The 12,503-nt window shown below is 70.8% G+C and carries 12 protein-coding genes; 3 read left to right on the top strand and 9 right to left on the bottom strand.

All coding sequences use genetic code 11. The features are described from left to right. The 5 genes from ACFWW9_RS24555 to ACFWW9_RS24575 form a co-directional block, all read right to left on the bottom strand. Positions 1-356 (bottom strand): hypothetical protein (locus ACFWW9_RS24555; RefSeq protein WP_390382262.1); only part of this gene is annotated, 356 nt, incomplete at its 3' end. After that, positions 353-1,501: an RICIN domain-containing protein gene (locus tag ACFWW9_RS24560; RefSeq protein ID WP_390382265.1), complete on the bottom strand. Its 1,149-nt coding sequence runs from the start codon at positions 1,499-1,501 to the stop codon at positions 353-355. The genes ACFWW9_RS24560 and ACFWW9_RS24555, both read right to left, overlap by 4 nt. Positions 1,502-1,541: 40 nt before the next feature. Next, complete coding sequence (locus ACFWW9_RS24565; protein ID WP_390382268.1) at positions 1,542-2,723, bottom strand: ricin-type beta-trefoil lectin domain protein; 1,182 nt, start codon at positions 2,721-2,723, stop codon at positions 1,542-1,544. Between the two features lie 17 nt (positions 2,724-2,740). Then, positions 2,741-4,261, bottom strand: a complete 1,521-nt coding sequence (locus tag ACFWW9_RS24570) for a ricin-type beta-trefoil lectin domain protein (protein ID WP_390382271.1) — start codon at positions 4,259-4,261, stop codon at positions 2,741-2,743. Positions 4,262-4,467: 206 nt separating this feature from the next. Beyond that, a complete protein-coding gene (locus tag ACFWW9_RS24575) occupies positions 4,468-5,172 on the bottom strand; it encodes a TetR/AcrR family transcriptional regulator (protein WP_390382274.1) in 705 nt (234 codons plus the stop codon). A 95-nt stretch (positions 5,173-5,267) separates the two neighbouring features. Between ACFWW9_RS24575 and ACFWW9_RS24580 the strand changes: the two genes are divergently transcribed. Continuing rightward, positions 5,268-6,107, top strand: a complete 840-nt coding sequence (locus ACFWW9_RS24580; RefSeq protein WP_390382277.1) for an oxidoreductase — start codon at positions 5,268-5,270, stop codon at positions 6,105-6,107. Positions 6,108-6,151: 44 nt separating this feature from the next. After that, a complete protein-coding gene (locus ACFWW9_RS24585; protein ID WP_390382280.1) occupies positions 6,152-7,180 on the top strand; it encodes a DJ-1/PfpI family protein in 1,029 nt (342 codons plus the stop codon). 22 nt (positions 7,181-7,202) lie between these two features. On the opposite strand, the gene ACFWW9_RS24590 is transcribed toward ACFWW9_RS24585, so the two are convergent. Continuing rightward, positions 7,203-8,081 (bottom strand): helix-turn-helix transcriptional regulator, encoded by an 879-nt coding sequence (locus ACFWW9_RS24590; RefSeq protein ID WP_390382283.1) that lies wholly within the window; start codon positions 8,079-8,081, stop codon positions 7,203-7,205. 151 nt (positions 8,082-8,232) lie between these two features. Here ACFWW9_RS24590 and ACFWW9_RS24595 point away from each other — a divergent pair, with 151 nt between their 5' ends. Beyond that, positions 8,233-8,991, top strand: coding sequence for an SDR family NAD(P)-dependent oxidoreductase (locus ACFWW9_RS24595; protein WP_390382286.1), 759 nt, complete (start codon positions 8,233-8,235; stop codon positions 8,989-8,991). 112 nt (positions 8,992-9,103) lie between these two features. Here the strand turns inward: ACFWW9_RS24595 and ACFWW9_RS24600 are convergent, their stop codons facing one another. From ACFWW9_RS24600 to ACFWW9_RS24610, 3 genes are read right to left on the bottom strand one after another with little or no spacing between them, the layout of a single operon-like run. Next, a complete protein-coding gene (locus ACFWW9_RS24600; protein ID WP_390382288.1) occupies positions 9,104-10,333 on the bottom strand; it encodes a DegT/DnrJ/EryC1/StrS family aminotransferase in 1,230 nt (409 codons plus the stop codon). 15 nt (positions 10,334-10,348) lie between these two features. After that, on the bottom strand, positions 10,349-10,951 hold the full coding sequence (locus ACFWW9_RS24605; RefSeq protein ID WP_390382290.1) for an HAD family hydrolase: 603 nt from the start codon (positions 10,949-10,951) through the stop codon (positions 10,349-10,351). 37 nt (positions 10,952-10,988) lie between these two features. Continuing rightward, the gene (locus ACFWW9_RS24610; protein ID WP_390382292.1) at positions 10,989-12,503 is read right to left on the bottom strand and encodes a GMC family oxidoreductase; all 1,515 of its coding nucleotides are present in this window, start codon (positions 12,501-12,503) and stop codon (positions 10,989-10,991) included.

Raw genomic sequence — 12,503 nt, forward strand, 5'->3', positions numbered from 1 at the left:
GTGCCCTGCCACTGGTACCACGGGTCACCGCCCATGAGGTCGTTGAACCGGGCGATCATCTTCACGTCGGTGCCGCGCAGCTTCGGCGCGACCACCTCGGTGCCCGCGCGCTCCCCCTCGTTCCACCTCGCCGTCATGTGCTGCGAGACCGTGAGGTGGGTCTGCGCCAGGAGGTTCGCCGGTGTCTCCGCCATCCCGCTCGTGACGCCGAGCAGCGACCCGAGACCCGCCTTCTTCAGCGGACCGCCGAGCCTCCCGGCGTCGACCACGATCACCGGCACGCCTGCCGCTGCGGTGGGCGCGACCACGCCCGCCACCACGACCGCCAACGCGGTCACCAGGTGCACGGCCCTCATGCGAAGCGCCACTGCTGCTGGGGTTGCACGCCGCCGCCGCAGTCCCAGATCTGGAGGCGCGTGCCGTTGGCCGTGCCGCGTTCGACGGCGTCCAGGCACTTCCCGGACTGCGGGTTGCGCAGGTTCCCGTTGCCCTCCAGGACCCAGCGCTGCGCGCCGTTGCCGAGGCAGGACCACAGCCACACCTGCGAGCCGTTCGCCGTGCCGGAGCCGCGCACGTCGAGGCACTTGCCGGACACCGGGTTCACCAGCGCGTCACCGCGCCACTCCCACCGTTGGTTCGCACCGCCGTGGCAGTCCCAGAGCAGGGCCGTCGTGCCGTCCGCCGTGCCCCAGGCGTCCAGGTCGACGCACCGGCCGCTGCCCGCGCCGACGATGGTCCTGGCGCCGCTCGAACCGCTGGTGGTGAAGGCGAACCGGTTGACCGCGAGCCCCGCCCCGCCGATCCACGGCTCGAACCCGGCCTGCACGCTGGTCAGGTACCAGGCGGGGTTGATCTTGCCGCGGTTGACCGAGTCCTGGGTGAACGCCTTGACGCTGAAGTTCTCCAGCAGGTTCGTCGGCGTCTGGCGCACGTAGGAGATGACGTTCCAGCCGATGTTGCCGGTCCACACGTCCCAGACCGCGCCCTCGATGGTCGCGGTGCCCGTCTTCGCGCCGATGGGTTGCGGACGGCCGCGGTGGTTGGCCCAGATCATCAGCTCCGCACCGTAGTTCTGGCCGGACGGGTTCGGCGAGGCGTCGAACCAGATGTCCAGCGACGCGTTCCACTCCCCCGAGTCCGGCGTGCTGATGTCGTAGGTGGCGCGCGGGTCGCCGAAGGCGCTCACCTGCTGCGGCAGCCCGCTTCCGGCCGTGCAGTTGCCGTAGTGGCACCCCTTGTACACCGACGGGTATCCCGCGGGCACGTTGTCGGTGGGGTTGTTGTGATCGGACCGGGTGATCCGGAACCCGGTGCCGTCGGCGCTGATGCACTGCGCCGTCGACGCGCCCCACCGGTTGTTCTGCGCGATGATCCGCCCGCCGTCCAGGCTGACGGTGCCGAACTCCGCGCAGGTCTCGGTCGCCGCCCCCGCCGGTGCCGGGGCCACCACCAGACCGCCGACGACCAGCAGCGCCGTCGCCATGCTCTTCCATCCGCCCACGTCAGACCTCTTCCACGTTGGTTCGAGAGTGCCTTGCCTGTCAGAGACCGAAGGACCAGCGCTGGTTGGGGGCGGTGTTGCAGTCCCAGACCTGCAACCGCGTCCCGTTGCCGCCCTGCCCGCCGGGGACGTCCAGGCAGCGGCCCGAGTTCGGGTTGAGCAGCGTGCCGTCGGAGCGCTGGACCCACTGCTGGAACGGCGTGCCGTTGCAGTCCCACACGCGGAGTTGGGTGCCGTTGGCGGTCTGTCCACCGGGGACGTCGAGGCAGCGACCCATGGACCGGACGGAGCCGTCGGTCTCCAGCGCCCACTTCTGCACGGGGGCGGTGTTGCAGTCCCACAGCTGCACGGCCGAGGCGTTGACCTGTCCGCCCGCGGCGACGTCGAGGCAGCGGCCCAGGGCGTTGCGGACACCGCCGAGAGCGCGCGGGATCGTGGAGCCCGCGGGGAGGCGGAGGACGTTCTCCCGGCGGTTGCCGCGCGACCACGCGGGTTGGCCAAGGCCGATGGACCCGTTGGCCACGCGGCCGGTGAGGAAGTCGCGGTACCAGCCGGTCCAGTACGGCAGACCGCCGGAGTTCTCGGTGTAGCCGTAGGCGCCCGCGCAGTGCACGCCGTCGGTGCGGCTCGGGTCGTCCGCGCACTGCGGGGCGCGTCCGGTGCCGAGTTGGCGGAAGTAGAGCTGGGACAGGCCGTGCAGCGCCTCGTGCGTCCACCCGGCGAGCGCGTCCTGGTTGTAGCCGAGGTCGTCGCGGGCGTTGACGCTGCTCCAGCCGGTGTTGAACGGGCCGGTGTCGCCGAGCGTCCAGTAGGCGTGCGAGCGGAAGGCGCCGTACATCAGGACGCCGTCCCACTCGCCGTTGTGCAGCCAGCGGGAGACGTCGCCGCGCACGTCGTCGGGGCGGATGATGCCTTCGGGGCTGGTGCTGGTCAGCGGGTCGGGCGAGACCTGCACGGAGGTCTGGAGGAAGACCGAGCCACCGGTGAGGTCGTCGACCATGCGCGGCCACGTGGTGAGGAAGGCGTTGCGCGCGGCGTCCACCTGGGACTGCGAGAGCTGTCCGCCCCAGCCGGGTGCGGTGGACACCGGTTTGACGATCATCAGGAACCGGAGGGCCACGGCGGGGCGTGGCGCGGCGGTCGCGGGCACGGCGAACGCGGCCAGGGCGACCAGCAGGGCGGACGCGACGGTGGCGACGCGTCCGAGCAGGGAGGTGATCACGGGGTTTCGTGCTCCGTTCAGGCAGGGGTCAGGCGTTGGGCGGCGGAACCGTTGCAGTCCCACAACCGCAGTCGGGTGCCGTTGGCGGTCGCGCCGTTCGGGGAGTCCAGGCAGCGGCCGGACAACGGGTTGAGCAGGGTGCCGTCCGTGCGGTGCAGCCAGTGCTGCGGCGGCAGGCCGTTGCAGTCCCAGATCTGCAACGGGGTCCCGGCGGCGGTCACGCCGTTGGGCACGTCGAGGCAGCGGCCGTTGACCACGAGCGAGCCGTCCGGCCGCCAGGTCCAGCGCTGCACCGGCGCACCGTTGCAGGTCCAGAGCTGGGCCGCGTCACCGTTGTGCCCGCCGCCCGCCGCGGCGTCCACGCAGGTGCCGCCCACGGCGATCAGGGCGGTGGTCCGCTCGGCCGCTGGCGGCAGGACAGCGGCCCCGGCGTAGGCGCGGCACACCCCGTCCGCGCCGGCGTCCGTGGTCACCTGCGCTATCCGGTCGCCGTCCAGCGGGACCAGGGCGGGGCTGTAGTTGGGGCACACGCCCGGTCTGGCTCCCGCGACACCGACCGGGGCGGGCAGGGTGCCCCACGCGTCCAGCGCGGGTCCGGCGGTGAACAGGACGAGTCCGTTGGTGGGAGCGGTCGTGCCGTCGGCACGCAGAACCCGTTGCCCGGCAAGCAGAACGCGACCCGACGAGGTCACCGCGAGGGTCGGCGTGGCGACGAGGTAGCGCCCGTCACCGGTGCGCGCCACCGGACCGAGGTCCGCCGGGTCGCCCCACGACCAGCCGTCGGGCGAGGTGCGGTGGCGGACGGCGCAGTCGAACTGGCCACCGAACCCGCACACCTCGTACGCCATCAGGTAAGCGCCGCCCGGCAGGCGGCGCACCGACGGCATTCCCGGCCGATGTCCGGCAGCGGTGCCCGCGACGGTCGTGGTGCGCTGCGTCCACGTGACGCCGTCCGCGCTGACAACCCTGGCCAGTACTTGGCTTCGGCCGGGCTGGCCCTCGTCGGCGTAGTGCAGCACCAGGCGACCGGCCGCGTCCACGGAGAACTCGGGCTCCCACAACCCACTGGTGCCGGACGCCCGCACCGCCGTGGACAGCAGGCTCCACGTGCGCCCCACGTCGGTGCTGCGCCACACCCGCAACGCCATCCGCCGGTCGGAGCCGTCCTGCCCGGTGCTGCCCGCCCACAGCAGCGTGCCCGGCTCCAGCGCGCCGATCCGTTGCGGCAGTTCGAACAACGTCGTGCAGCACAACCCGGTCCGCGCGGCCTCGTCGACCACGGCCCCGACCCGGCGGTAGGTGGTCCCGCCGTCGACGCTCTCGCTGATCGCGCCGGCTGGCCCTCCCGCGGGGAAGCCGGTGGCGGTGAGCAGGATCCGACCGTTGGCGGTGCCGCTGTGCGAAAGCCGGACCGCCTTCGGGTACAGGGCGGTCTCCTGGCTCACCGGGGTGCCGCCGGTCGCCGCGACGGCGGACGGCGGCGCGAATACGACCACCGCGGCGAGGCCGAGAACGAGTGCGAGACGTCGACTTTTCACCGCGGGAACCTCCCTGTTCGCCGGGATGCAGAGTCCCGACGTTCCCGTGGTGGTGTCAACGAATCGTTCGTCCAGGCAGCCGAAAACCCGCGATGTTTCGGTAGCTCACCGAAAACCTCGACGAAACCACCTCGGGCGCGCGACACGAGACGGACTTCCTCGAAGCCCGCGCCGGCCACCGCAACGGTTCGGGCCCGCCGGGACGATCAGTCGTCGAGGCGCTCGGCCATCAGTCCGATGAGCAGCGTCTCGATCAGGCTCTCCAGCGTCGCCTCGAAGGGCGGGTGCATGAAGGCGAGGGTCGGGTCCTCGTCGTAGGCGGCCAGGACCGCCGGTGCGGGCCGGCTGTGCACCCACAGCGCGCCGACGAGGACGATCGTCGTCATCGAGGCCTTGACGGCGGCTTCTTCCCCGAGTTCCGGCAGCACCCGCCCGAGCAGGGCGGCGAGCCCGACCAGGCTGTCGCGGGCGCCGCGCTTGTACTTCAGCGCCACGTCGGTGGAGATGTTGTGCTCCAGCACGCCCGCTTGAGTGCTGATCAGCTCGCACAGCACCGGGCGCGCCGCCAACGACGTCGCCAGGACCGCCGCGGTCTCGTGGGCCCTGCGGGACGCGGTGGCCGCCTGGTCGAGGTGCGCGGGCAGCGCCTCGGTCAACTCCACCAGGAAGTCGGCCGCGGCGGTGTCGAGGAGGTCGAGCAGCACGGCCTCGCGGGACTCGAAGTAGCGCATGACGTTGGACTTGGCCAAGCCGACCCGACGGGCCAGTTCGTTGAGGGTCACGGCCGCCACCGGCATCTCGTCCAGCATCGCCGCGGCCGCGGTCAGGATGCTCCGCCGCCGCTCAGCGCGTTGTTCCTCGCTGCGAGCGCGCTGGAACCGAGTGGCCTCCGTGGTCCGGATTCTCGTCATGCCCCCAGTTTACAGACCGAGGGTCTGTTGACAAAGAACCGACAGTCTCTTACGGTTGACCCCAACAGACCGACAGTCTTTAATAGGAGGACATGATGACCGCGAAGGTGGCACTGGTGACCGGCGGATCGTCCGGGATCGGCGAGTCCACGGCTACGGCGCTGCGCACGGCGGGCTGGACCGTGTACGCGGCGGCGCGCCGCACGGAGAAGATGGCGTCGCTGGCCGCCGCGGGGATCCACGTCATGGCGATGGACGTGACCGACGACGAGTCAATGGCCACCGGCATCGCCGACATCGTGCGCCGCGAGGGCCGCATCGACGCCCTGGTGAACAACGCGGGCTACGGCTCCTACGGCGCGCTGGAGGACGTTCCGCTATCCGAGGGACGCGCCCAGATCGAGGTGAACCTGTTCGGCCTGGCCCGGCTCACCCAGCTCGTCCTCCCCCACATGCGCGCCCAGCGGAACGGGACGATCGTCAACATCAGCTCCATGGGCGGCCGCTTCGCCACGCCGCTGGGATCCTGGTACCACGCCAGCAAGTTCGCCGTCGAAGGCCTCAGCGACGCGCTCCGCCTGGAAGTGGAACCGCGCGGCATCAAGGTCGTGCTGGTCGAGCCCGGCTCCATCCGCACCGAGTGGGGCGCGGTCGCGGCGAGCAAGCTGCTCCAGACCTCGGGATCGGGCGCCTACGCGCCGCAGGCGGCCGCCGTGGCGACCAGCCTCGAGAGCAGTTCCCAGCCCGACTCCCGCCTGACCTCCGAACCCTCGGTGATCGCCAAGGCGGTCGTGCGCGCGCTGACGGCCCGTCGCCCCAAGGCCCGCTACCAGGTCGGCTTCGGCGCGCGACCGCTGATCTTCCTCAGCCGGGTCCTGCCCACCCGCACCTTCGACTCGCTGTCCAGGAGCCTGACGAGGATGCCCGCCGCCTGACGTTCCCGACACCCCGCTCCCCCACCCGCAAAGGTCGCTCCCCCATGTCCCGACAACGTCGGAAAGCCCTGATCGTCCTGTCGTCCGCCAAGGTCCTTCCCCTGGCCGAACCCACCGGGCACCCCGGAATCCCGACCGGCTTCTTCCTGTGCGAACTCGGACAGGTGCTCGAGGAGTTCGGCGACGACCACGACTTCACCTTCGTCACCCCGGACGGCGAGGTGCCGCAGTTGGACGTCAACGGTCTGGCGCTGCCCTGGCACGCCACCGGCCGACTGCTCTCGGCCACGGCCAGGACCACCGTGGAAGGGGCGTTCCGGTTCGACGTCGACACCTACCGGGCGCGCAGGCCCGACCTGGTGGCGCGCAGGGCGGCCGAACTGGATCTGGCCTACCGGTACCTCGGCAACATCCCGGTCTCCGCCCCGCTCCCCCGCACCGACAAGGAGGCGGTGGCGCTGCGCGACGACGTGGTGGCGGCGTTCGCCGCGCTGCCACGACACGAGTACCAGTCGATCCCGCGGATCATGGCCAGGCACCGCGACCCGGCCGACGAGTTCGACCTCGGCGAGTTCGACTTCGTCCACCTCCCCGGCGGGCACGCCCCGATGGTCGACTTCGTGGACGACCCCTGGATGGGCGAACTGCTGAACACGCTGCACGAGCACGGAGTGCTGATCTCCCTGATCTGCCACGGTCCCATCGCAATGGCCTCCGCGAAGTACCGGGTCGACGCCGACGGCGGTGTCCGCACCACCTCGGACCACCCGTTCGCAGGCATCCGGCTCACGACCGTCCCCAAGTACGGGGAGGTGGGGTTCTCCCGGTTCGGGTTCCTCAAGTTCCCGGGACTGCGAACCCGCGTCACCTACTACGTCGACGAGGCCCTTGTCGACGCGGGCTTCAAGGTCGAGATCGCGGTACCCAACCCCGGCGCGGTCAAGGTGGTCTGGGAACCCGACGCGCGAGTGCTGACCGGCAACGGACCACAGGCGGTGGACGAGCAGTGCGAAGCCCTCCGCACCCACCTCGGCGACACGACGCGCCCCGGCGCGAAGCGCTCCTCCGCCTGAACGGCTCGGTCCGCTGCTGTCGTCACGTTTTCGGCATCGGCCTCGCCGTTGAGGGCAACGCCTCGGCGTGCAGGCTGGCCAGGAGCGACAGCGCGTCCGCCGAGGGAGCCCCCGGCTCGGCGTAGTAGGTCACGAGTGATTGCTCCTCGTTCTCCGCGGCCCTGAAAGCGTCGTAGTTGAGCACCAGGTCGCCGACGAGCGGATGGCGCAGGAGTTGGATCCCGTTGCGCTTCTCCTTCACGTCGTGGGTCGCCCAGAGCCGGCGGAAGACGTCGTTCTTCACCAAGAGCTCGCCGATCAGGTCGGACATCGGCTTGTCGTCGGGGTGGCGGCCCGCCTCCAGCCGGAGTGCGGCCACGGCGTCCCGCTGCTTCTGCTCCCACTCGACGAAGAGGTCGCGGTAGCCGGGATGCAGGAAGATCATGCGCGCCCAGTTGCGGTCCGACCGCGGCAGTCGTGCCCAGTCGCCGAACAGCGCGGCGGCCATCGGGTTCCACGCGAGGATCTCGGCACCCCTTCCGCACACGTAGGCCGGGATGTCGTTGACGCCGTCGAGCAACCGCTGGAGCGAAGGGACGATCCGGCGGCTGCTCGGCGGGATCGCGGTCGGCCGTGCTCGGGTGGGGCCGGCGAGGCGAAGCAGGTGCTCGCGTTCCGAGTCCGTGAGCCGTAGTGCTCGGGCGAGCGACTCGAGCACGTCCACCGACACGTTGCCCGCCTCGCCCTGCTCCAGCCGCGTGTAGTACGCGACGGACACCTTCGCGAGCACCGCGAGTTCCTCCCGCCGCAGCCCCGGCACGCGGCGACGTCCGCTGTACCCGGGCAGCCCGGCGTCCTCCGGCCGCATCCGATCACGTCGGGTGCGCAGAAAATCGCCGAGTTCCGCTCGCTGCCGGCCCATGTCCTCCAGTATGCCCAACCGCCCGTCGCGGATCCTGCCCTTGCCAGTGGCACCCTTCCCAGGCGTACCAACGACACGGCTCTTGCTGCGGTCCCCGCTCACGACGACGCTCGAGGAGTTCGATCATCCGCTATCCGGGAGAAGACCCACCATGAACATCGCTGTCGTCACGGGTGCGAGCTCCGGAATCGGCCGGAGCGCCGCCATCCAGCTCGCCAAGCGCGGCATCGGGGTCGTCGCGACCTACAACTCGAACCGGAAGGGCGTCGAGGAGACCGTCTCCGAGGTCCACGGCGTGGGCGGCACGGCCGTCGCCCTGCGGCTCAGCCTCAGCGGGACCGCGGATTTCTCCGGCTTCCGCGCAGAACTTGAAGAGGCGCTCGCCACCACGTGGCACCGCGACTCGTTCGACCACCTCGTCAACAACGCGGGCGTCGGCATCGTCACGCCCCTTGGCCAGACGACGGAGAAGGTCTTCGACTCCCTCACGGAAGACCTCTTCAAGGGGCCGTTCTTCCTCACCCAGGAGTTGCTGCCCGTGCTCGCCGACGGCGGAACGATCGTGAACGTCACGAGCAACGCCACCCGCGGCCACGTGACGGGCCCCGGCTGGTCGGTCTACGCGTCGTTGAAGGGCGCGATGTCCGTGCTGACCCGCTACCTGGCCAAGGAACTCAGCCCTCGCGGCATCCGCGTCAACGCCGTCGCGCCGGGGGCGACCCACACGCGCTTCGCCGACAACGTCGTGGAACGCCACCCGGAGATCGTGCCGGAGCTAGCGAAGGCGTTCGCCCTGGGCCGCATCGGCGAGCCCGACGACATCGGCATGGTGATCGCCACGCTGGTGTCGGAGGAAGGCCGCTGGATCACCGGCCAGGACATCGAGGTCTCGGGCGGCCAGAACCTCTGAACGTCCACACCGCACCGAAAGGCCGAAGCTCACTGCCCTGGGTTCAAGGGTCACGTCATCCGCCGGTCCGGGTCCGGGTGAGTCGGTGGCGCGCACCGACTCACCCGGATCGTCAGCCGAGAATCGCGGTGAACGTGGCCGATGCCTGCGCCGCGACGCGCGCGATCTCAGGCTGGTCGGATTGGACCGTCACCCCGAACCCGGCTCCCAGGTACCGATCCGAGACACCGACGGAGATCCCGACCGCTCGTGACAGGACGTCGTCGGTGCGGGGCAGGCTCCCCGGTCGGTAGTCGTGCTTCTGCTCGGTGCCCGCGCGGCGAAACGGGCTGACCTTCGTCTCGCCCGCCGCGAGTGCTGCCAACTGGGGCATGTTGGCGTAGTAGTGCCGACCGGATTCGCGCATCGTCTTCGTCCCCAGGGCTGCGGCGACCGCCGCCGCGTCGGCCGCGCGGTCGAAGACGTAGACCAGCAAGGTGCCGCACTCGCCCTTGGCGTCGTGCAGCGTTCGCCGGTGGACGCCGTCGGGCAGCGGGATCGCTCCGGCCAGTTCGGCCTTGACCCTGCGTGCCGCGTTGAGGACGGCGTCCAGTTTCGCGAGTTGGGCGCAGGCGACCGCGCCGCTGAGTTCGGGCATGCGCAGGTTCAGGCCGAACAGCACGTCGCCTTCACCGGTGTCGGTGCGCAGCGGGAACCAGCCTTGGTCTTGAAAGGAGTACCCCCGCTGGTAGAGGTGTGCGTCGTCGGTGAGGACGAAGCCGCCCTCGCCACTGGTGATGACCTTGAACGGGTTGAGGGAGAAGGCGCCCACCTCACCGTGGGTGCCCAGCCTGCGTCCCCGATAGGACGCTCCGCACGCCTGTGCCACGTCCTCGATCAGCGCCAGGCCGTGCCGGTCGGCGACGTCGCGGAGGGCGGCGAGGTCGCAGGGCGCGCCGAGCATGTGCACGGCCATGATCGCCCGCGTGTTGGGGGTGATCTTCGCCTCGACGTCGACGGGGTCGAGGGTCAGCGAGTCGTCGACCTCGGCCAGCACGGGGGTGGCCCCGCTGTAGATGATGCTGCCGATGGAGGCGACGAAGGTGTAGCCGGGGACGATCACCTCGTCGCCGGGGCCGACGCCGAGCGCCGCGAGGCCGGTCAGCAAGGCCGACGTGCCGCTGTTGACCGCGATGGAGTGGGCGGCGCCGAAGGTCTTCTGGGTGTCCAGTTCGAACTGGTGGACGTAGGAGGTCCACTCCGGTTTGTCGTAGGCGTAGCGCGTGAGGTCCCAGCTGCGCAGCACCTTCTCCACGTTGACGCGTTCTTCCTCGCCCAGAAATGAGTAACCGGGACCAGGCATGGTTCTTCTCCGTTCTCAGGGTGTCGGTCGACCGTCGCGGACGTCCAGTACGGACGCCCCGACCCGGTGGGCCGCTTCGATCCCGGCGTCGCTGTCCTCGATGACGAGGCATCGCTGGGGGGTGACTCCGAGGCGCTCCGCCGCGAGCTCGAAGATGTCCGGCGCGGGCTTGCCGCGTTCGACGTCCTCGCGTGACACGAGCGTGTCGAAGTAGGGGTCGAGGCGCAGGTGCTTCATGGTTTGCCGGATGCTGTTCGCGCAGCCGCCCGATGCCACCGCGATCGGGATCCTGCCGTGGCAGTACTTGGCGATGTCGGCGACCCAGGTGATTTCACTGACGACGTCGAGGTGGGAGAGGTAGCGCGTCTCGCACTCCTCGACCAGCTCCGCGAGACGATCGTCCAGGGGAATTCCCTGGGTGTGCGAGAGCCATTCGATGGAATCCACCGTCGACATCCCGGTCGCGGTCGTGAACCAGTCCTGGTCGACCGTTATCCCGTGGGGCGCCAGCGTTTCCGACAGGGAGTGGTAGTGGGCGGCGTGGGTGTCGGCCAGGGTGCCGTCCCAGTCGAAGAGGACGGCGTCGACCGTGGCGAGAAGTGCTGGTAGGTCCTGCACGCGTAGCTCCTGCTTCCTCGGTGGTGGTGCCCCGCGGTCAAGCGATGGCCGCGGTCGTCCTGGTGCTGCCGGTGATCTGCGCGGCGATCTTCTCGGCGAGCGCGAACACCGGCGCGGAGATGTTGCCCGTGGTGACGGCGGGGATGACCGAGGCGTCGACGACGCGCAGGCCGTCGACGCCGCGCACCCGCAGGGACGGGTCCACCACGGCGTTGTCGTCGGTGCCGAGCCGGCAGGTGCCCACGGGGTGGAACTGGGTCTCGGCGTTGTTCCGGCAGAACTCCTCCAGGTCCGTGCGGTCGTCCCACCCGCCGTCGCCGTCGATGTGGGCGCTCAGCGCCGGTGTGCGGGCGAGGGCGAGCGCGACCGTGACGCCGTCGACGAGGGTTCGGAGGTCCTCCGGCCGGGTCAGGTAGCCGGGATCGATCGCCGGAGCCGTCCACGGGTCGGCGGAGGTGAGGGTGAGCCTGCCGCGGCTGACGGGCCTGGTCACGGCGGGTCCGATGGTGAGGCCGTTGCCGAAGTCGGTCCCCGCGTTGAGGTTGCGCATCGGGGCGAACGACAGCTGGACGTCCGGCGGCGAGTCGTCGCCCGCGGTGCTGAGGAACCCGCCGGCCTCCCCGAGGTTGGAGGACGCCGCGATGGGGAAGGTGTCCCGGCAGGCGAGGCTGACCGAGACCTGGACGTGGTCGTGCAGGTTGGCCCCGACGCCGGGGAGGTCGACCCGCGGGAAGACGCCGACCCGGCGCAGGTGGTCGGCGGGCCCGATGCCGGAGAGCATGAGCAGGTGCGGCGACTCGATGGTCCCGGCGCACAGGACGACCTCGCGCGCGGCGTGGATGTCGAGCGTGGTTCCGGAGTGCCAGACGCGGACACCGGTCGCCCGGCCGGACTCGAGCAGGATGGTCGAGACCTTGGTGCCCGGCAGGATCGTCAGGTTGGGCCGGTGCGCGGCCGGGGCGAGGTAGGCGTCGGCGGCGCTGCACCGGAGGCCGTGGCGTTGCATGACCCGGTAGAACCCGACGCCGTGCTGCCGGGTCCCGTTGAAGTCGCGGTTGCGCGGGAAGCCGAGTTGTTCCCCGGCTTCGACGAACGCCTCGGCCAGGGGGTGCGGGGTGTCCTGCTCGCGCACGGAAAGGGAGCCGTGGACGGCGGTCTCGTCCTCGGCGCGCTCGAACCACGGCAGCAGCCGGTCGTAGGTCCAGTCGTCGCCGCCGAACCGGGCCCAGGCGTCGAAGTCGGTGGCGTGGCCGCGGATGTAGACCATGGCGTGCAGGGCGGTGGACCCGCCGACGGCGCGCCCGCGCGGCCAGTTGATCCGCCTGCCGTTCAAGTGGGTCTGCGGCACCGTGCGGTAGGCCCAGTCGTACTCGCTGAGCAGCAGTTCGGGCCAGCGTGCCGGGGTCGCGACCCGAGGGTCGGCGCCGACGTCGGGGCCCGCTTCGAGGAGCAGGACCGAGGTGTCGGGGTCCTGGGAGAGGCGGTTGGCCATGACGCATCCGGCGATGCCGGATCCGATGATGACGTAGTCGTGGTGCGCGCCGTGGCGCAT

It is taken from the genome of Umezawaea sp. NPDC059074, from assembly GCF_042738955.1.
Classification (GTDB): Bacteria; Actinomycetota; Actinomycetes; order Mycobacteriales; family Pseudonocardiaceae; genus Umezawaea.

What these genes read in the sequence shown, in the direction of transcription:
- ACFWW9_RS24580 (WP_390382277.1), top strand. Translation starts at nt 5,268, where the DNA reads ATGACCGCGAAGGTGGCACTGGTGACCGGCGGATCGTCCGGGATCGGC.
- ACFWW9_RS24585 (WP_390382280.1), top strand. Translation starts at nt 6,152, where the DNA reads ATGTCCCGACAACGTCGGAAAGCCCTGATCGTCCTGTCGTCCGCCAAG.
- ACFWW9_RS24575 (WP_390382274.1), bottom strand. Translation starts at nt 5,172, where the DNA reads ATGACGAGAATCCGGACCACGGAGGCCACTCGGTTCCAGCGCGCTCGC.
- ACFWW9_RS24595 (WP_390382286.1), top strand. Translation starts at nt 8,233, where the DNA reads ATGAACATCGCTGTCGTCACGGGTGCGAGCTCCGGAATCGGCCGGAGC.
- ACFWW9_RS24610 (WP_390382292.1), bottom strand. Translation starts at nt 12,503, where the DNA reads ATGCGCCACGGCGCGCACCACGACTACGTCATCATCGGATCCGGCATC.
- ACFWW9_RS24600 (WP_390382288.1), bottom strand. Translation starts at nt 10,333, where the DNA reads ATGCCTGGTCCCGGTTACTCATTTCTGGGCGAGGAAGAACGCGTCAAC.
- ACFWW9_RS24590 (WP_390382283.1), bottom strand. Translation starts at nt 8,081, where the DNA reads ATGGGCCGGCAGCGAGCGGAACTCGGCGATTTTCTGCGCACCCGACGT.